General features: G+C 70.9%; 17 protein-coding genes, 1 tRNA gene and 1 riboswitch. Of the genes, 10 read left to right on the top strand and 8 right to left on the bottom strand.

The window, feature by feature from the left end; genetic code table 11:
• The first annotated feature begins 311 nt into the window (after positions 1–311).
• The 4 genes from ACZZY9_RS10905 to pstB all read left to right on the top strand — a co-directional run bounded on the left by ACZZY9_RS10905 (position 312) and on the right by pstB (position 4,383).
• On the top strand, positions 312–1,406 hold the full coding sequence (locus ACZZY9_RS10905; RefSeq protein ID WP_463464075.1) for a phosphate ABC transporter substrate-binding protein PstS: 1,095 nt from the start codon (positions 312–314) through the stop codon (positions 1,404–1,406).
• A 108-nt stretch (positions 1,407–1,514) separates the two neighbouring features.
• A complete protein-coding gene (gene pstC / locus ACZZY9_RS10900) occupies positions 1,515–2,477 on the top strand; it encodes a phosphate ABC transporter permease subunit PstC (RefSeq protein ID WP_463464074.1) in 963 nt (320 codons plus the stop codon).
• Positions 2,477–3,580 carry a phosphate ABC transporter permease PstA gene (gene pstA, locus ACZZY9_RS10895; protein ID WP_463464073.1) on the top strand — a complete coding sequence of 368 codons (1,104 nt, stop codon included), beginning with the start codon at positions 2,477–2,479 and terminating at the stop codon, positions 3,578–3,580. The genes pstC and pstA overlap by 1 nt, the downstream gene beginning before the upstream one ends.
• A gap of 23 nt (positions 3,581–3,603) precedes the next feature.
• On the top strand, positions 3,604–4,383 hold the full coding sequence (pstB, locus tag ACZZY9_RS10890) for a phosphate ABC transporter ATP-binding protein PstB (protein ID WP_192061313.1): 780 nt from the start codon (positions 3,604–3,606) through the stop codon (positions 4,381–4,383).
• Positions 4,384–4,493: 110 nt separating this feature from the next.
• Here the strand turns inward: pstB and ACZZY9_RS10885 are convergent, their stop codons facing one another.
• The 3 genes from ACZZY9_RS10885 to ACZZY9_RS10875 form a co-directional block, all read right to left on the bottom strand.
• On the bottom strand, positions 4,494–5,372 hold the full coding sequence (locus ACZZY9_RS10885) for an anti-sigma factor (protein ID WP_463464072.1): 879 nt from the start codon (positions 5,370–5,372) through the stop codon (positions 4,494–4,496).
• Positions 5,369–5,962 carry a sigma-70 family RNA polymerase sigma factor gene (locus ACZZY9_RS10880; protein WP_463464071.1) on the bottom strand — a complete coding sequence of 198 codons (594 nt, stop codon included), beginning with the start codon at positions 5,960–5,962 and terminating at the stop codon, positions 5,369–5,371. Before ACZZY9_RS10880 ends, ACZZY9_RS10885 begins: the two co-directional genes overlap by 4 nt.
• Before the next feature lie 529 nt (positions 5,963–6,491).
• Complete coding sequence (locus ACZZY9_RS10875) at positions 6,492–7,121, bottom strand: DNA-directed RNA polymerase subunit beta (protein ID WP_192061310.1); 630 nt, start codon at positions 7,119–7,121, stop codon at positions 6,492–6,494.
• A gap of 96 nt (positions 7,122–7,217) precedes the next feature.
• On the opposite strand from ACZZY9_RS10875, the gene ACZZY9_RS10870 reads away from it, so the two are divergent.
• A tRNA-Lys gene (locus tag ACZZY9_RS10870) sits at positions 7,218–7,290 on the top strand.
• Between the two features lie 295 nt (positions 7,291–7,585).
• Here ACZZY9_RS10870 and ACZZY9_RS10865 read toward each other — a convergent pair.
• Together ACZZY9_RS10865 and ACZZY9_RS10860 are read right to left on the bottom strand one after the other, a co-directional pair.
• Positions 7,586–8,554 (bottom strand): aldose 1-epimerase family protein, encoded by a 969-nt coding sequence (locus ACZZY9_RS10865; protein ID WP_463464070.1) that lies wholly within the window; start codon positions 8,552–8,554, stop codon positions 7,586–7,588.
• Positions 8,551–9,459: a DeoR/GlpR family DNA-binding transcription regulator gene (locus ACZZY9_RS10860; protein ID WP_463464069.1), complete on the bottom strand. Its 909-nt coding sequence runs from the start codon at positions 9,457–9,459 to the stop codon at positions 8,551–8,553. The genes ACZZY9_RS10865 and ACZZY9_RS10860 overlap by 4 nt, the downstream gene beginning before the upstream one ends.
• A gap of 79 nt (positions 9,460–9,538) precedes the next feature.
• Between ACZZY9_RS10860 and galT the strand changes: the two genes are divergently transcribed.
• A complete protein-coding gene (gene galT / locus ACZZY9_RS10855) occupies positions 9,539–10,642 on the top strand; it encodes a galactose-1-phosphate uridylyltransferase (protein ID WP_463464068.1) in 1,104 nt (367 codons plus the stop codon).
• Positions 10,639–11,844 (top strand): galactokinase, encoded by a 1,206-nt coding sequence (gene galK / locus ACZZY9_RS10850; RefSeq protein WP_320479325.1) that lies wholly within the window; start codon positions 10,639–10,641, stop codon positions 11,842–11,844. The genes galT and galK overlap by 4 nt, the downstream gene beginning before the upstream one ends.
• A 175-nt stretch (positions 11,845–12,019) precedes the next feature.
• Here the strand turns inward: galK and ACZZY9_RS10845 are convergent, their stop codons facing one another.
• Both ACZZY9_RS10845 and glyA read right to left on the bottom strand, forming a co-directional pair.
• Complete coding sequence (locus ACZZY9_RS10845) at positions 12,020–12,928, bottom strand: bifunctional methylenetetrahydrofolate dehydrogenase/methenyltetrahydrofolate cyclohydrolase (RefSeq protein WP_463464666.1); 909 nt, start codon at positions 12,926–12,928, stop codon at positions 12,020–12,022.
• A 173-nt stretch (positions 12,929–13,101) separates the two neighbouring features.
• Positions 13,102–14,379: a serine hydroxymethyltransferase gene (gene glyA / locus ACZZY9_RS10840; protein WP_192061306.1), complete on the bottom strand. Its 1,278-nt coding sequence runs from the start codon at positions 14,377–14,379 to the stop codon at positions 13,102–13,104.
• Positions 14,380–14,417: 38 nt separating this feature from the next.
• A riboswitch (ZMP/ZTP riboswitch) is annotated at positions 14,418–14,503 on the bottom strand.
• 80 nt (positions 14,504–14,583) lie between these two features.
• On the opposite strand from glyA, the gene clpS reads away from it, so the two are divergent.
• On the top strand, positions 14,584–14,892 hold the full coding sequence (clpS, locus tag ACZZY9_RS10835; RefSeq protein WP_374231425.1) for an ATP-dependent Clp protease adapter ClpS: 309 nt from the start codon (positions 14,584–14,586) through the stop codon (positions 14,890–14,892).
• Positions 14,889–15,455: a DUF2017 family protein gene (locus tag ACZZY9_RS10830; protein WP_463464067.1), complete on the top strand. Its 567-nt coding sequence runs from the start codon at positions 14,889–14,891 to the stop codon at positions 15,453–15,455. The genes clpS and ACZZY9_RS10830 overlap by 4 nt, the downstream gene beginning before the upstream one ends.
• 39 nt (positions 15,456–15,494) lie before the next feature.
• Here ACZZY9_RS10830 and ACZZY9_RS10825 read toward each other — a convergent pair whose 3' ends face one another.
• Entirely contained in the window at positions 15,495–15,677 is a 183-nt protein-coding gene (locus tag ACZZY9_RS10825; RefSeq protein ID WP_192061304.1) for a PspC domain-containing protein, read from the bottom strand.
• Positions 15,678–15,858: 181 nt separating this feature from the next.
• Here ACZZY9_RS10825 and ACZZY9_RS10820 point away from each other — a divergent pair, with 181 nt between their 5' ends.
• A complete protein-coding gene (locus tag ACZZY9_RS10820; RefSeq protein ID WP_463464066.1) occupies positions 15,859–17,970 on the top strand; it encodes a serine/threonine-protein kinase in 2,112 nt (703 codons plus the stop codon).
• The last annotated feature ends 114 nt before the right edge of the window (positions 17,971–18,084 follow it).

Below are 18,084 nucleotides of genomic sequence, written 5' to 3'. Positions count from 1 at the left end.
CCGCGCCCCGCGAGCAAATCGCGACTGCGCGGACGGCTGCAGCCGTGCTGAACCCGACCAGACGGCCGCGACACGCCGCTCATCTTCGTCGAAACACCCCGTTTCGGCCCCGATCCGTCGCGATCTGCACACCAACACCCTGGCGCGCGGAACGCGTCGGAGCGCCGCCGCGGACGCCTCCGATGTTCCCCGCCCGTTAACCTGCCGTTCACCGAGACGGGCGACCGTGGTTAACCCGTCGACGTAGCGTCTCGCAGGGGCCGGAACCCGGTCTCAGAACACAGTCGTCACCACCCGAGAAGGAATCACACTTGAATTTCAAGCGCACCGGCAGCCTCGTCGCCATCGCCGCAGTCGGCACCATGCTCCTCGCCTCCTGCGCCACGAACGAAGGCGGCTCGGCCGGCTCCGCCGAGGGCGGTTCCGACCTCTCCGGCACGATCTCCGGCATCGGCGCCTCGTCGCAGCAGGCTGCGCAGGAGTCCTGGGTCGCCGGCTACCAGACGGCCAACGAGGGCGTCACGGTCAACTACGACCCCCAGGGCTCGGGTGGCGGGCGCGAGAGCTTCATCTCCGGTGCGGCCGCCTTCGCCGGCTCGGACCGTGCGTTCACCACCGACGAGATCTCGTCGAGCACCTTCGCCGGTTGCACGCCCGACACCGGCATCGTCGAGCTGCCGGCGTACGTCTCGCCCATCGCCGTCGTCTTCAACCTCGACGGCATCACCGAGCTGAACCTGTCGCCCGCCACGATCGCCGGCATCTTCAACCTCTCGATCACCACGTGGGACGCCGACGAGATCGCCGCCGACAACCCCGGCGTCGACCTGCCCAGCACGCCGATCACGGCCGTGCACCGCGCCGACGACTCGGGCACCACCGAGAACTTCACCGACTACCTCAACAAGACCGCCCCCGACGTGTGGACGGCCGAGGCGGACGGCGTCTGGCCGACGAAGGACGGCGAGGGCGCCACCGGCACCTCCGGTGTCATCGACGCGGTCACCAACGGCACCGGCACCATCGGCTACGCCGACGCCTCGCGCGCCGGTGACCTCGGTGTCGCCAAGGTCAAGGTCGGCGACGAGTTCGTCGGCTACTCGCCCGAGGCCGCCGCGGCCATCGTCGACGCCTCCCCCGAGGAGGAGGGCCGCACCGAGGGCGACATCGCCATCGAGATCGACCGCACCTCCGATGCCGCCGGCGTCTACCCGATCGTCCTCGTCAGCTACCTGATCGCGTGCGAGTCCTACGAGGACGCCGCGCAGGGCGAGCTGGTCAAGTCGTACCTGAGCTACGTCACGAGCGACGAGGGCCAGCAGGTCGCGGCCGAGGCCGCCGGCTCGGCTCCCATCTCGAGCGACCTCTCGACCCAGGTCGCCACCGCGATCGAGCTGATCAAGTAACGACCCGCACCACACGACAGGCCCGGGGGCGCACCGCGTGCGTTCCCGGGCCGTCTGCCTGAATCGCCCCGCTCGACTCGAACACCGATCACCCGGAGGATCCGTCCGATGACCGCCCCCGCTACGACCTCGGCGCCGCACCAGGCGCCAAAACCCCGGCGTCGTCCCGCCGATCGGATCTTCGCGGGCAGCACGATCGTCGCCGGCGGGCTGATCCTCGCGATCCTCGCCGCGGTCGCGCTGTTCCTCGTCGTCCAGAGCATTCCGGCGCTCACCGCGAACGCCGACGACATCTCGCTCTCGGGATTCCCCGACTCGTTCTTCCAGTACGTCGGCCCCCTCGCGTTCGGAACGGTCTACGCGGCGGCCCTCGCCCTGCTCATGGCGTTGCCGGTCGCCATCGGCATCGCGCTCTTCATCTCGCACTACGCGCCCCGCCGCCTCGCGCAGGGTCTCGGCTACATCATCGATCTGCTGGCCGCCGTGCCGTCGGTCGTGTTCGGCCTCTGGGGCAGCATCGTCCTCGCCCCCGCGATCCAGCCGTTCTACACCTGGCTGGTCGACACCTTCGGGTGGATCCCGATCTTCGCCGGCCCGGTGTCGGGCACGGGACGGACGCTGCTCACCGCCTCCATCGTCCTCGCCGTGATGATCCTGCCGATCATCACCGCCCTCAGCCGCGAGGTGTTCCTCCAGACGCCCGTGCTGCACGAAGAGGCCGCGCTGGCCCTCGGCGCCACGCGCTTCGAGATGATCCAGATCGCCGTCCTGCCGTTCGGCCGCCCCGGCATCATCTCCGCCGCCATGCTCGGTCTCGGGCGCGCCCTGGGCGAGACGATGGCCGTGGCCCTCGTGCTGTCGCCGGCGCTCGTCATCAACCCCGCGATCCTCACGTCCACCAACTCGTCGACCATCGCCGCGAACATCGCGCTGAGGTTCCCCGAGGCGCACGACATCGGCATCAACACCCTGATCGCGACCGGCCTCGTGCTGTTCGTCATCACGCTGATCGTCAACTCGATCGCCCGCTTCGTCATCAACCGCCGCAAGGCCTTCTCGGGAGCGAACTGATGGCCACGACCACCCCCACCACGAGCGGCGTGCGTCGCGAGAGCCAGGCCGTCAACACCCTGACGACCGGACGCCTGCCCAAGGGCGCCCCCGTCGTCATCCTCATCGGCAGCTGGATCATCATGGGCGTCGTCTTCGCCCTGCTGCAGGCCGCCGGGGTCACCGAGGGCTTCAACTGGGTGCCCGCGCTCATCCTCGGCACCGTCCTCTACGCGGCTCTGGTCTTCGTGGTCGCCATGCAGGTCGAGGGCATCCGCCGGGCCAAGGACCGCGTCGTCACGACCCTGGTCGGGTCGGCGTTCATCATCGCCCTCATCCCGCTCGTCTCGCTGCTGATCACGGTCGTCACGGCCGGCTCCGGTCGCTTCGACGGCGACTTCTTCACCCAGTCGATGCGCAACGTCGTCGGCGCAGGAGGCGGTGGCCTGCACGCCATCGTGGGCACCGTCCTGATGACCGCCTTCGCCGCGGTGATCTCGGTGCCGATCGGCCTGCTGACCGCGATCTACCTCGTCGAGTACGGCACGGGCCGTCTGGCCAGGGCGATCACCTTCTTCGTCGACGTCATGACCGGCATCCCGTCGATCGTCGCGGGTCTGTTCGCCTACGCCCTGTTCGTCATCTTCTTCGGCGAAGGCGTCCGCATGGGCGCCGCCGGCTCCGTCGCCCTGGCCGTGCTGATGATCCCCGTGGTGGTCCGCAGCACGGAGGAGATGCTCAAGCTCGTGCCGAACGAACTGCGCGAGGCGGCGTACGCACTGGGCGTGCCGAAGTGGCTGACCATCCTCAAGGTGGTCCTCCCCACGTCGATCGCCGGCATCACGACCGGTGTCATGCTCGCCATCGCGCGCATCATCGGCGAGACCGCCCCGCTGCTGATCACCGCCGGCTTCACCGCGAGCATGAACTACAACCTGTTCGACGGCCGCATGCAGTCGCTGCCGGTCTTCGCATACAGCTCGTACGTGAGCCAGGGCACCGACGCGGCCGCCTACATCGACCGTGCGTGGGCCTCGGCCCTCACCCTCATCCTGATCGTCATGGCGCTGAACCTGCTCGCCCGTCTGATCGCCCGAATCTTCGCACCCAAGCTCGGCCGCTAGGCCAGGAACCACCCGGAGGAACCATGTCCAAGCGCATCGAGGTCCGTGACCTCAACGTCTTCTACAGCAAGTTCAAGGCCGTCGAAGACGTCAACATCACCATCGAGCCCCGCACCGTCACGGCCTTCATCGGCCCCTCCGGCTGCGGCAAGTCGACGTTCCTCCGCACGCTGAACCGCATGCACGAGGTGATCCCCGGGGCGTACGTCGACGGCGAGGTCCTGATCGACGGCAACGACCTCTACAGCCCCGGCGTCGACCCGGTGCTCGTCCGTCGTCAGGTCGGCATGGTCTTCCAGCGCCCGAACCCGTTCCCGACGATGAGCATCCGCGACAACGTCCTCGCCGGTGTGAAGCTCAACAACCGCCGCATGTCGAAGAGCGACCAGGACGGCCTGGTCGAGAAGTCGCTGCAGGGCGCCAACCTCTGGAACGAGGTCAAGGACCGCCTCGACAAGCCCGGCTCGGGTCTGTCGGGCGGGCAGCAGCAGCGTCTCTGCATCGCCCGCGCGATCGCGGTCTCGCCCGACGTCGTGCTGATGGACGAGCCCTGCTCGGCCCTCGACCCGATCTCGACGCTCGCCATCGAAGACCTCATCGAAGAGCTGAAGCAGGAGTACACGATCGTGATCGTGACCCACAACATGCAGCAGGCCAGCCGTGTCAGCGACAAGACGGCGTTCTTCAACATCGCCGGCACGGGCAAGCCGGGCAAGCTCATCGAGTACGACGACACCGCCACGATGTTCTCCAAGCCGAGCGTGCAGGCGACGGAGGACTACGTCTCGGGCCGCTTCGGTTGATCGATCCCCCCGGCCGGTCCGGGCCCCAGCCGGTCGAGAACCCCGGAGAGCCGAGGAGGCGCCCCACCAGCAGGTGGGGCGCCTCTCGTCGTTCTCGGGGTCGCGTCGCGTCAGGCGCTCGGCAGGGCCACGATCGGCTCGGTGGTCGGCTGGTCGGAGCCGCCGACCGGCTCGATCGTGACGCCGACGACGTCGCCGGGCGACATCTCGCCCTTGAGCACCTGCGTGACGGCCGAGTCGGTCGTCGTGTCGAAGGTGCCCGCCGGGACGGGGCCGTCGTCGCCGATGTACCAGAGCTCGTAGGTGCGGTCGCCGGGCAGCGACTCGAGACCGTCGGCGACGATCGCGCTGCGCTGCAGCTCGTTCGACCAGACGAGCGTGGCCGTCCCGCCCGTGCTGACCTCGGCCACCGTGCGCTGGAAGTCGGACGCGGCGTAGATCTCGTCGAGAGCCGAGGCCGTCGCCTCCTGCGACTGGCCCGGGCCGCTGACTGCGGAGATCACGGCGCCTCCGCCGAAGAACAGACCGGCAGCGGCTGCGGCGGCGCCGAGGATCGCGGCGGGGCGGGTGAACCAGCGACGCTCGGCAGCACCGGTCGGACGCAGGATGCGCGCCTCGGTCTCGGTCGGCTCCATCTCGGGGACGGGACGACGCTGGGGCTCGACGCGCTCGTGCTCGTCACCCGCGCCTCCGGCGGTCTCGGCCTCGGGCTGCCGCAGCGGCGGCAGCTGGGGAGTCCGGGCGATCTTCTCCATCAGCGAGCTCCGCAGCTCGGCCGAGGGTGCTACCGGCTGTGCCGCGTGAGCGAGCAACAGTGCTGTCTCGCGCAAATCGGCCACTTCTCTCTGCAGATCGGGTGAGCCGTCGAGGAGTCCCTCGAAGGCGTGTCGCTCGTCGTCGCCGAGGGCGTCGAGCACGTAGGCGCCGGAGAGGTTCTCCGTCGCTTCGCCGACACCATCGGTGCCGGTGGGTTCGTTGCGGTCGTTCACGAGGCAACCCCCATTTCGTCGCGAAGTCGGATCATTCCGTCGCGGAGTCGTGTTTTGACGGTGCCGATCGGCACCCCCAGCATGGTGGCCACCTCACTGTGGCTGTAGCCGCCGTAGTAGGCCAGTTGGACCGCTTGGCGTTGGAGCTCGGTCAATCGGGCCAGAGCCCGTTCGACGCGCTCGTGCTCGATGCGGATCTCGACCGACTCGGTGACCGAGTCGTATTCGGGAGCCATGTCGCGGACGCCGATCCGGAGGTCGCGGTCACGACCGGCCTGCGAGGCGCGGACGCGATCCACCGCCCGCCGGTGAGCCATGGTGAGCATCCAGCTGGCGGCGCTGCCGCGGGTCGTGTCGAAGCGCGACGCCGTCTGCCAGATCTCGAGGAACACCTCTTGGGCGACCTCTTCGGATTGCGAGTGGTCTTTCAGGAGGCGCTTGATCAGACCCAGCACCCGTGGCGCCGTCTGGTCGTACAGCTCTCCGAAGGCGACCTGGTCGCCGTCGGCCACCCTGTGCAGCAGCTCGTCGGGGGACGACGGTTGCGCCGCGTCGGGCATCTCGGTCTCTCGGGTCACGAGCTTCAGCATGTCAGGGTTCACCTCCGTCCGCTTCTCAGGGACCTGTTCACGACTGGATCGTGACGGCCTCGTCGGGTCGTGCAGGACGCTTCGCGCCTGCGATTGTGGACAGCACGTCGGGTGACGTGGAGTGTGTCCGCTCCCTCCGCGAGGCGCACCGCCTGGGATGGTAAACACGCCGAGGGCCTCGTGGAGGAAGCGGACCGCTGACCCCGGTCTTAGGGAGACCGGAACCGGCGGAGGAGCTTGCGCTCTCACACTCTTGGTTCGGCACGAGCTCGCAGCCGGATTGGGCGAGTTTGCGGGCGATGCACGACTGGTGATGTCGGCTTCAGCCGGAAGAGGTGCCAGGCCGCAGAAACGCCTCTCGGCGCGAGGCCGCTCGAAGCGGCTAAATTTGGAGCCCGGGGTTACTGCGGCCCGGCGAGAGTCGATGTTACCCGCTGTCTCGGGCATCCGCCTCGACGTTCGCCGGGTGCGAAATCCGCGACCTGATGCACCCGCCGACTTGCGTCGGGCGGGTGGCGCGAGGCAGGGGTCAGTCGAGGCTGTCGGTGCGCCAGAGGTGGGCGCAGGCCACGAGGTCGACGGCGAGCTCGGAGAGCCGCAGCGCCCGGCGGGTCAGGTCGGAGGCGTGGTCGGAGCCGATGGAGTCGTGGTCGTCTGCGAGATTCGTGGCCCCGGCGGAGGCGAGGCGGCAGAACGCCGCCCCGCGCTCGAGCGCCGTCGCGAAGTCGCCGACGAACACGCCGCGGAGGATGAGGTCGGCGAGTTCGAGGATCTCCTCCGGGCTGGCCGGCGCCGGGGCGCCCGCGACGATGGGGTCGATGGTCGACGACGACTCGACGCCGCGCTCGAAGAGGAACGTGATGTCGGCCGGGTTCTGCCGGATGACCGCCCGCACGAGGTAGATGCGCCAGAGGGCGCCGGGCAGGGTGTGGGCCCCCGCGTGAGCCCACAGCTCGGCGACCGCATCGATGCCGTGCAGGTCGGTGTAGCTGACGAGGCGGTCGAGGATCTCGGGCGACGGGTCGTCTTTGACGCGGGCGACGAGCGCCGCGGCCGACTCGTGGGCGACGCGGTTAATCGTCGCCGGGTCGTCTCCGCCTTGGAAGGCCTCGAACTCGGCGCCGGAGAACTGGGTGGGGCGGTGGAAGTCTCTTGGCATCGCCTCAACGATAGGCGCGACCCCTGACACTCACTCCCCCGGCGGGTCGTCCGAGCGACGACGGCGCCGCGCATGATCCCGTATTGTTGTCGATGAGGGCCTCTAGCTCAGTTGGTAGAGCATCGGACTTTTAATCCGCGGGTCATGGGTTCGAGCCCCATGGGGCCCACTCTTCTCCGGCGTCGAGCACGGCGCTCCGTCCACCGCGACACGCCTCGGCGCAGTGCCCCCGCATCCGTGACGGACCGCGCCCCCGGCTCCGACGCACGGGGCGTGGAGACCGGGGGCACGATGCACCGGGCGGGCGGGGCCGCCATTCGGATCAGGAAAAGAGCGGCCGCCTGCGTTACCCGGCGACTGTCGTCCGGTAACCAGCCGGACGATTCACGGTATCGCGCTTTTCTATACAAAGAAACGATCTGCGCGAGAGTGCGCAAACAGGACAGCCGCTCAGCGGATCGGGGTCAACCGCGGGTCCGCCGAATGCCCCACCGGGCCGACCAGGTCTCGCCTTCGTCGAGCCAGACGAGCCCCTCACCCGTCGCCAGGGCGTTCGCGGGAGCCGTCATCGGCTCGGCTGCGACCGCGAGCCCCTTCACTCCCCCGCGGGGGAAGTTGCGAGGCGTGAAGACCTGCACGAACGGGAAGGCCTCGTCTTGCCAGAGCTCGGTGGCCCAGCCGTCGGGGGCCGTGAGGCGGGTCCGGCGGATGCCGGCGTCGTCGGGAGCGATGTCGCGGTACCCGGTGTCGAGATCGAGGTCGCCGACGAGCGGCCCGGCGGTGAGGTCGTACTCGGTGCCGGCGACCGGCGCCGTACCCGTCGGGATGCTGCGGTCGTCGACCTCGGACCTGGTCGCCGCATCGAGCGTCACCCGCAGCGTCGCCGGGTCGTGGTCGCCGACCCGGAGGAACGGATGGGCGCCGACGGCGAACGGCGCCCGACCCCGACCGACGTTCGCGACGGTCTGCGTGACCCGCATGCCGTCGACGACCAGCTCGTGCCGCACGGTCAGGTCGAGCTGGAACGGGAACCCGTGCTGCGGGTGGACGGTCGCCCCGAGGGTCACCGCATGCCGCTCGACCACGAGGGGCCGGTAGGCGGTGTAGCGCAGCAGGCCGTGAGACGCGTTGCCCTTCGAGGGCTCGGTGAGATCGAGCTGCTGCACGACGCCGTCGAGGGTCCACCGGCCGCCGTCGACCCGGTTCGGCCACGGGAACAGCGTGATGCCGCAGGCGGACGGCGGGGTCTCGTCTTCGGCGAAGGTCTCGGTGAGCGCCTGCCCGTCGACCGACAGCGCCCGGATGCCCGCCGCGACCTCGGTCACGATCGCGCCGACCTCGTGCCCGGCCTCGTCGAGCGACAGGCGGTATTGCGCACCCGTGGGCGGATGGATGGTCGCCGGTCGGGGGCCCTCGCTGGATGGCTCGGTCATGTCGCGTCTCCTGTCTCGTCACGCTCGAGGCTGTGATCGCCCTCGCGTCGATGGCCGTCGCGGTGATGGCCGCCATCGTCACGCTCGGCCGCGTCGTCGTCGTCCCGATCGGCCTCGATCACTGTGAGACCCGCACCTCGGAGTCCGCTGATCTGAGCACCCGACGCCCCGGCCGTCACGAGCGCCTCGAAGGTGTCGAGGGGAGCGATGACGCCGAGATGCGCCTCCCCCAGCTTCGCCCCGTCGGCCACCAGATACGACCGCCGCGCGGTCTGCGTCATCAGCCGCTTCAGATCGGTCTCGGGCAGGTTCACGTTGGTCGCCCCGTGCGCGGCGTCGACGCCGGTGCAGCCGATGAAGGCCACGTCGGCCGTGATGCTCGCGAACACGCTGGTCGCGAGCGGATTGACCAGCGAGTGCTGCAACGGCCTGAGCGTGCCACCCGACACGATCACCGTGAAGCGCGGCACCGCCTGCTCGAGCGCGAGCGCGATGGTCAGACCGTTGGTCACGACCACGACGTCGTCGAGGTCGTCTCGCTCGAGCAGCGCGAGGGCGATCTGGGTGGTCGTCGTGCCGACGTCGATGACGACGCAGTCGCCCGACCGGACCAAGGAGGCGGCGGTCACCCCGATGGCCCGCTTGGCCTCGATGCCGACCGAGCTCTCTTCTTCGAACGGGCGCTCGACGACCGGCCGGTCGAGAGACAGCGCACCCCCGTGCACGCGTGAGAGCAGACCGTCGGAGGCGAGACTCTCGAGGTCGGTGCGGATCGTCACCTCGGAGAGGCGGAATTCGCGGGCGAGCTCGGCGGTGCGGATGAAGCCGCGCCGACCGACCAGGTCGGCGATCCGGTCACGGCGGCGACCGGCCGGCAGCTGCTCGTCGATCGGGCTGGCGTTCACCCCGTCATTTTCGTATGCTTTCAGGTGCTTTCGCAACTGCAAATCCCGCGGTGCGAGGCACGACCGAGGAGGCTCCCCCATGGCGTCGATCGCCACCCGCACCACGGTGCTCGCCGACGGGCGTGAACTCATCTACTTCGACGACGCCGACACCACGCTCGGCCCCGACCGCAAGGCCGACGCCCGCGTGCTCGACCCCCGCCCCGACACCGCGACGATGCGACAGGACGTCCTGACGGGCGACTGGGTGTCGATCGCCGCGTCACGGCAGAACCGCGTGTTCCTGCCGCCTGCCGAGCTCGACCCGCTCGCCCCGGCGTCGCCCACCAATCCGTCGGAGATCCCCGACATCTACGACGTCGCGGTCTTCGAGAATCGCTCGCCCTCGTTCGGGCCCCTGCTCACCGACGACCAGGCGCCCGAGGGCGTCGACGACCTCGCCCGCCTCGGCATGGGGCGCACGCGCCGCAGCGTCGGCCGCTGCGAGGTCGTCTGCTTCAGCCCCGAGCACGAGGGCTCGTTCGCCGAGCTCAGCGAGTCCCGTGCCCGCACCGTCGTCGAGGCGTGGGCGCACCGCACCGAGGCGCTGTCGGCGCTCCCCGGCATCGAGCAGGTCTTCCCGTTCGAGAACCGCGGCCAGGCGATCGGCGTCACGCTGCACCACCCGCACGGTCAGATCTACGCCTACCCGTACATCACGCCCCGCACGCTGGGTCTGCTGCGCAGCATCGAGTCGTACGGCCCGACGCTCTTCGCCGATCTGCTCGACTCCGAGCGCGAGGGCCCGCGCGTCGTGCTCGCCGGCGAGCACTTCACAGCGTTCGTGCCCTTCGCGGCCCGCTGGCCGATCGAGATCCACCTGCTGCCGCACCGTCACGTGCCCGACTTCGCGGGGCTGACCGGCGACGAACGCGACGAGCTCGCGATCATGTACCGGCGCCTCCTGCGGGGGGTCGACGCGCTGTACGGCGACCCCACCCCGTACATCTCGGCCTGGCACCAGGCTCCTGTCAACGTGGGCCGCGACACCGTGCGGCTCAACCTGCAGATCACGTCGCCGCGACGGGCCGAGAAGCGGCTGAAGTTCCTGGCCGGCTCGGAGGCGGCGATGGGAGCCTGGATCGGCGACCTCGTCCCCGAGGCCCAGGCCGACCTGATCAGAGAGGCGATCGAACGAGCATGACCGACACCACCACACCCCGAGGGTTCTCCGACGTGTTCGACACCGAGGTCGTCGGCCGCTGGTCGGCCCCCGGCCGCGTGAACCTCATCGGCGAGCACACCGACTACAACGACGGCTTCGTGCTGCCGTTCGCCATCGACCGACGCACCACCGTGACCGTCGGCGTCCGCACCGATCGCCTGCTCCGCGTCTCGTCGTCGTTCGAGGCCGGCGTGCACGAGATCTCGCTCGACGCCCTCGACCCGGCGTCGATGTCGGGCTGGTCGAGCTACGTCTTCGGCATCGCCTGGGCGCTGCAGGTCGCCCCGACCCGTGCCGAGTCCCCCGCGTTCAGCGCCGCCGGCGGAGACCTCTCGGGCGTCGACCTGTCGACCGCCACCGGTCTCGACCTCTTCGTCGAGTCCGACGTGCCCGTCGGCGCCGGCCTGTCGTCGTCGGCCGCCCTCGAATGCTCGGTGGCGCTCGCCTTCGCCGAGCTCTGGTCGATCGACGTCAACCGCTCGACGCTCGCCGCCGTGGGGCAGCTCGCCGAGAACGAGGCCGTCGGCGCACCGACCGGCATCATGGACCAGTCCGCGTCGCTGCTCGGGCGGGCCGATTCGGGCGTGTTCCTCGACTGCCGCAGCCTCGACGCCGACGTCGTCGAGCTGGGCTTCGCCGCCGCCGGCCTCGAAGTGCTCGTGGTCGACACCAAGGTGGAGCACGCGCACGCGACCGGCGGGTACGTCGATCGCCGCGCCTCCTGCGAGAGAGGGGCCGCAGCCCTCGGCGTCTCGTCGCTGCGTGATCTCGACGCCGACGACCTCGCTCGTGCCGAGCAGGTGCTCGACGACGAGACGTTCCGTCGCGTGCGCCACGTGGTGACCGAGAACCAGCGCGTGCTCGACACCGTCCGCACGCTGCGCACCGACGGCGCCCGCGCGATCGGGCACCTGCTCGACGCCTCGCACGTCTCGATGCGCGACGACTTCGAGATCTCGGTGCCCGAGCTCGACCTCGCGGTCGCCACCGCTCAGGCGTCGGGTGCTCTCGGCGCCCGCATGACGGGCGGCGGCTTCGGCGGCTCGGCGATCGCGCTCGTGCCGACGGAGGCACGCGCCGCGGTCGAGCAGGCCGTCGTCGCGGCCTTCGCCGAGGCGGGCTTCGCGGCGCCGACCGTCTTCACGGTGAACGCCGACGAGGGCGCGCGCCGCGACGCCTAGCGCGCCAGGGCGTCAGAAGGTGGACACGACGCCGGGTTTAAACCCGGCGTCGTGTCCACCTTCTGGCGTCGTGCAGGATCACGCCGCCACCAAGTCGACACGACGCCACCGGATGTCGTGGCGTCGTGTCGAGTCGGTGGCGTCGTGGTCCGGGGTCGACGCGCGCCCCAGCGGATCAGCGCTCGGCGGCCTCGACCACGTTCTTCAGCAGCATGGCGCGCGTCATCGGCCCCACCCCGCCCGGCACGGGCGACTGGAACCCGGCGACCGACGCGACCGCCGGGTCGACGTCGCCACGCAGCCGGTACCTGCCCGTCTCGTCGTTCAGCACGCGGGTGATGCCCACGTCGATCACGGCGGCCCCGGGAGCGACCCAGTCGGGCTTCACGAGCCCCGCGACACCGGCGGCCGCGACGACGATGTCGGCGCGACGCACCTCGGCGGCGACGTCGGCCGTGCGCGAGTGGGTCAGCGTCGCGGTCGCCTCGAGCCTCGTCAGCAGCAGCCCGAGCGGGCGCCCCACCGTCAGCCCCTGGCCGATGATCGTGACGTGCCGCCCCGCGATCGGGATGTCGTACGCCGTCAGCATCTCGACGATGCCGCGCGGCGTGCAGGGCAGCGGCGTGTCGATCGACCCCTTGCCGCCGGGCACCGCGAGCACGAGCTCGCCGAGGTTGACGGGGTGCAGGCCGTCGGCGTCCTTCGCCGGGTCCATCAGCTCGAGCATGGCCGTCGGCTCGATGCCGGCGGGCAGCGGCAGCTGGATGATGAAGGCCGTGACCGCGGGGTCGGCGTTCATGGTCTCGATGGCGGTGCGGATCTCGGCCTCGCTCGCGGTCTCGGGCAGGTCGATGCGGATCGACTCGATGCCGACCTCGGCGCAGTCGCGGTGCTTGCCCGCGACGTACGAGAGCGACCCGGGGTTCGCGCCGACCAGGATCGTCCCGAGCCCCGGGGCGATCCCCCGCGCCTTCAGCGCCTCGACCCGCACCCGCAGGTCGTCTTTCACGGCCGCGGCGAGCGCCGTCCCGTCGATACGGATCGCGGTCGACTCGTCACCGGCGACGAACCGCTCGCGCGGCACGACCGGCGCACCGGCGGCCGGCACGTCGGCCGTCGGCACATCAGCGGTCGGCACGTCGGCCGCCGCACCGGCGGTCGGCACATCAGCCGTCTGCGCACCGGCCGTCGGCACGTCGAGCACCGGATCGACGGCGTCTCCCGAGGAGGCGCGGGTCGACCCGGTCGCGCCCGCCGTCACGCGTAGAGGGGGAACGCGTCGGTCAGCGCCTTGACCCGTGCCGCGAGGGCCGCGATGTCGGGTTCCGGCATCAGGGCGAGGGCGATGATGTCGGCGACCTCGGTGAACTCGGCGTCGTCGAAGCCGCGCGTCGCGAGGGCCGACGTGCCGATGCGCACACCCGACGTCGTCATCGGCGGACGAGGATCCCACGGCACGGAGTTGCGGTTGACGGTGATGCCCACCTCGTGGAGGAGGTTCTCGGCCTGCTTGCCGTCGACCTCGGAGGCCCGCAGGTCGACGAGCACGAGGTGCACGTCGGTGCCGCCGGTGAGCACGTCGACGCCGGCCGCCTGCGCGTCGTCCTTCATCAGGCGGGCGGCGAGCAGCTGAGCGCCGCGGATCGTGCGCTCCTGGCGGTCTTTGAACTCGGGCTCGGCGGCGAGCTTGAACGCCGTGGCCTTCGCCGCGATGACGTGCATCAGCGGGCCGCCCTGCTGGCCGGGGAACACGGCCGAGTTCAGCTTCTTGAACAGCGGCTCGTGGTTCGAGAGGATCACACCCGAGCGCGGGCCGGCGAGGGTCTTGTGCACGGTCGACGAGACGACGTGGGCGTGCGGCACGGGCGACGGGTGCAGGCCCGCCGCGACGAGACCCGCGAAGTGGGCCATGTCGACCCAGAGGTACGCGCCGACCTCGTCGGCGATGGCGCGGAACGCTTCGAAGTCGAGCTGACGCGGGTACGCCGACCAGCCGGCGATGATGACCTTCGGCTTGTGCTCGATGGCCTGACGACGGACGACGTCCATGTCGATCAGGTAGGTCTCGGGGTCGACCTCGTAGGCGACGGCCTTGTACATCTTGCCCGAGAAGTTCAGCTTCATGCCGTGGGTCAGGTGACCGCCGTGCGACAGCTCGAGACCGAGGATGGTGTCGCCGATGTCGGCCAGCGCGGCGAGCACCGCGGCGTTGGCCTGCGCACCCGAGTGGGGCTGCACGTTGGCGAAGTCGGCGCCGAACAGCGACTTGGCCCGCTCGATGGCGAGGTTCTCGGCGACGTCGACGAACTCGCAGCCGCCGTAGTAGCGGCGACCCGGGTAGCCCTCGGCGTACTTGTTGGTCAGCACGGAGCCCTGCGACTCGAGCACGGCGCGGGGCACGAAGTTCTCGGACGCGATCATCTCGAGGTAGTCGCGCTGACGACCCAGCTCCTGCTCGAGCACGGCGGCGATCTCGGGGTCGACGACCGAGAGCGGCTCGTTGAAGGTCGACGGGAGTTTCTGGTTGACGGTCATGGGACTGCTCCTCGGCACACGGGACGGACGGGATCTGGTGTCGTGGCCCAGGCGTACGGCCACCAACCGTGTGTCAGTCGCTCCCCGATGGTCGACCATCTGAACGCCAGTCGCGACCGCCCCAGCATAACGCGACCGCCCGGCACCGGGTAGGCCCCGGGCGCCGGGCGACCCGACGACGGCCGGGCGTGACACCCTGGTGAGGTGAGCACGACCCTCGACGAAGAACGCACCGGCACCCGGGCCGAGGCCGACCTGCGCCTCCTCGGGGCCCCCGACACCCCGTGGGTCACCCTCGTGTGGGACGACCCGGTCAATCTGATGTCGTACGTGACCTATGTCTTCCAGACCTACTTCGGCTACCCGAAGGCACGCTGCGAACGCCTGATGATGCAGGTGCACACGAGCGGCAAGGCGACGGTCGCGACGGGGCCCCGTGAGCAGATGGAGCGCCACGTCGAGGCCCTGCACGACTTCGGCCTGTGGGCGACCGTGTCGAAGGCCGACGAGTGAAGCTGCCGTTCCGTCGCGAGCGCGGCGGCGACGACGTGCTGCTCGAGCTGCCCGAACACGAGCGCGCACTGCTGATCGACCTGACCCGGCAGGTGGTGCAGCTGCTCGAGCACGGTGACGCCGACGATGCGGCCGTCGCGCGCCTCCTGCCGTCCGCCTACCCCGACGACGCCGAGGCCGCCTCGGAGTTCAGACGGTTCACCGCCGACGACCTGACGAACCGCAAGATCGCGAACGCCCGCGTCGTGCTCGCGACCCTCGCCGACCGGCCGCCCGAGCCGTCGGGCGACGACACCGGCCCGCCGACCGCCGACACGGAGCCGAGGAGGCGCGGGTCGAGACAGCGCGGACCTCGCCCCGACGAGCGCCGGCTCGACACCGCCGCCCAGCAGGCGTGGCTGCGGAGCCTGACCGATCTGCGGCTGACCCTCGGAACGCGCCTCGGCGTCACCGACGAGGGGATGCCCGACGAGGCCGAGCCGCACCTCCGCGCGATGCACGCCGTCTTCGACTGGCTCGGCTACCTGCAGGAGTCTCTGCTGCAGACGCTGACGCGTCGCTGAGCGGGGTCGGCCTGGCTGGCGCCACGCGGCAGGTCGCGCCTACTTCTCTTTCGGGAACAGCACCCAGAGCACGACGTACAGCAGGACCTGGGGCCCGGGCAGCACGATCGACAGCACGAAGAGCAGTCGTACGAAGAACGGGCTGAGGTTGAAGCGGTTGGCGAGGGCGGCGCAGACGCCGGCGATGACCTTGCCGCGGCGGGGACGAGTGAGGGTAGCCATGGATCGAGCATGGCATCGACCACCGACAGAGGTCCAGCACGTCTGAACGGCCCGCGTCGCGTCGTCTCCACAGCGGTCCGCGCCGCGCGCATCCCGGTGCCGGTGCGGTCAGTACGATGAGGGGTGGAACGGTCGGGCGCGGGCCCGGATCGTCCGCACGGGGGTACACGAGGGGGAAGCAGTGGCGCAGTCGCGGTCAGGGGAGGCTCTCGGTGCGTCCTATCGACTCGTCGAGCTGATCGGCACCGGCGCCGTCGGCGAGGTCTGGCGCGTCTCCGTGGCGCGAGCCGAGGTGACGCGTGACGGCGGCGGCGAAGGCGCCGCCGATGGCTCGCCTGCCGACGCTGCACCCGCCGACTCCGGCGAGGCCGCCGCGAAGCTGCTGAAACCCGAGCACGCCGACGACGCCGGCCTGGTCGAGCGGTTCGTGCGCGAGCGCTCTGTGCTGCTTTCGCTGCGTCACCCGAGCATCGTTCGGGTGCGAGACCTGGTGGTCGAGGGCGACCGTCTCGCGATCGTGATGGACCTCGTGCCCGGCGGTTCGGTGCGCGACCTGCTCGCCGCGACCGGGCCCCTGCCCGCTCGAGACGCCCTGAATCTCGTCGCCGAGGTCTTCGACGCCCTGGCGGCCGCGCACGCACGCCAGGTCACGCACCGCGATGTGAAGCCCGACAACGTGCTGCTCTCCGAGCCGTGGCGCCCCGGTCTGACCGGTGCCGTGCGGGTGAGCGACTTCGGCATCGCCTCGGTGGTCGACGAGAAGCTGAGGCAGACCACCGGGCTGCTCGGCACGCCGCAGTACATGTCGCCCGAGCTGATCAGTCAGGGTCGCTCGGGTGGGCCCGGCGACGTCTACGCCACCGGTGTGATGCTCTACGAGCTCCTCTCGGGTCGAACGCCCTTCGCCGGGCCCGGCACCGATTTCACGGTCGCCTACCGTCACGTCACCTCGACTCCCCCTCCCCTCGACGTGCCGGCCGATCTGTGGGCCGCGCTCGAGTCGGTGCTGTCGAAGGATCCCGCGGCACGCCCGTCGGCCGCCGACGCGGCGAGCTCGATGCGCCGGCTCGCAGCGGCCCACGCCGAGCTGCCGGCCCTCGCACCGGTGGTCGCACCCGAGGGCTTCGACGACGTCGAGCGGCCGGCGACGATCGTCCGCGGTGCGGCGGCCGGATCCGCCTCGCCCGACACCATCCCAGGAGGCGCGAGCCGGTCCCCCGGGGCGGCCGGCGACCTCGACGCGGCCGGCTCCGACGCGGCTGCCGCAGCCCTCGCCGAGCCCCGACCCGACCTCGGCACCGGCGGCTCGGCCACGATCGTGCGACCGATGCCCCGTCGCGTGGCACCGCCGACCCGTGCGGCCGCGGCGGCTGAGGCCGACGCCCCCGGGTGGCGACCCGTCTGGCTCACGAACAAGGTCGCGGCGTTCGCCGCGCTGGGCGTCGTGCTGATCGCCGCGCTGGTGATCGGGCTCGTCGTGCTGCTGCCGGGCGACTCCCCCGCCGACGAGACCCCCACCTCGCCCGATGCGGCCACGGCCAGCCAGCGCGACACGGCACTGCCGACGGGGCTGTCGATCGTCCGCGACGCGAGCTACGACCCCGACGCGGGCACCGTGTCGGTGACGATCGCCTACGCCGCGCAGAGCGCCCCGCTGACCGGCCCGCTGCTCGAGGTGCTGCCCGCGCCCGCCGAGGGCGACGGCTGCCCGCCCGTCACCTGGACCGGCGCGACCGGCACCCGCAACCAACCCTCCGTCACCGGGGTCACGGTCGACTGCGGCTGGGCCCTCACGGGGGTCGAGGTGCCCGCGGGCGGTCAGGTCGAGGTCGAGGCGACACTCCCTGCCGAGTTCGCCGACGCCACGGCGCTCGACGCCTGGCTCGATGCGGCAGCGGCAGCGACCACCGAGGCGACCGGTGACGAGACGGTGACCGGGTCCGCGTATCCGGCGCAGCGCCTCCTCGGGGTCCAGGTCGTGACACCGTCGCGCACGGTCAGCCAGACGCCGCTGACCGTCACACTCGTGCCCGTCTGGGCCGGCGGGCCCGACGAGCTGAACCCGCTCTACTCGAGCCCGAGCACCGGGTCGCCGTCGCAGATGCTCGTCGACGTGGCGGGCGGCGAGGCCGGCGTGCGATTCGCCGACGGCTGCGGCGGGGCGCTGGCGGTGTCGTCCGACGGGTTGGTGGTCACGGCGCTGTCGATCGCGCCCGCGTGCGTGCTGCGCGCCACGGTCGGCAACTTCACGAACCTCGAGAGCTCGCCCTTCAGCATCACGACGCGCGACTAGCCGTCCGCCCGGCCGGCCGGCCGACGTGCGTGCGCGGGTCGCCCCACTCGAGTGGTCAGAAAACGCCCTTCACCGCCCACGGAAGGACACTTTCTGACCACTCACCGCCGCCGC

This window comes from Frigoribacterium sp. AC394 (assembly GCF_979258095.1).
This window is presented reverse-complemented; position numbering and strand designations above follow the sequence as displayed.

Coding starts and splice junctions, on each gene's coding strand:
- pstC (WP_463464074.1), top strand. CDS start 1,515: ATGACCGCCCCCGCTACGACCTCGGCGCCGCACCAGGCGCCAAAACCC.
- pstA (WP_463464073.1), top strand. CDS start 2,477: ATGGCCACGACCACCCCCACCACGAGCGGCGTGCGTCGCGAGAGCCAG.
- pstB (WP_192061313.1), top strand. CDS start 3,604: ATGTCCAAGCGCATCGAGGTCCGTGACCTCAACGTCTTCTACAGCAAG.
- ACZZY9_RS10880 (WP_463464071.1), bottom strand. CDS start 5,962: ATGCTGAAGCTCGTGACCCGAGAGACCGAGATGCCCGACGCGGCGCAA.
- ACZZY9_RS10875 (WP_192061310.1), bottom strand. CDS start 7,121: ATGCCAAGAGACTTCCACCGCCCCACCCAGTTCTCCGGCGCCGAGTTC.
- ACZZY9_RS10865 (WP_463464070.1), bottom strand. CDS start 8,554: ATGACCGAGCCATCCAGCGAGGGCCCCCGACCGGCGACCATCCATCCG.
- galT (WP_463464068.1), top strand. CDS start 9,539: ATGGCGTCGATCGCCACCCGCACCACGGTGCTCGCCGACGGGCGTGAA.
- galK (WP_320479325.1), top strand. CDS start 10,639: ATGACCGACACCACCACACCCCGAGGGTTCTCCGACGTGTTCGACACC.
- glyA (WP_192061306.1), bottom strand. CDS start 14,379: ATGACCGTCAACCAGAAACTCCCGTCGACCTTCAACGAGCCGCTCTCG.
- ACZZY9_RS10825 (WP_192061304.1), bottom strand. CDS start 15,677: ATGGCTACCCTCACTCGTCCCCGCCGCGGCAAGGTCATCGCCGGCGTC.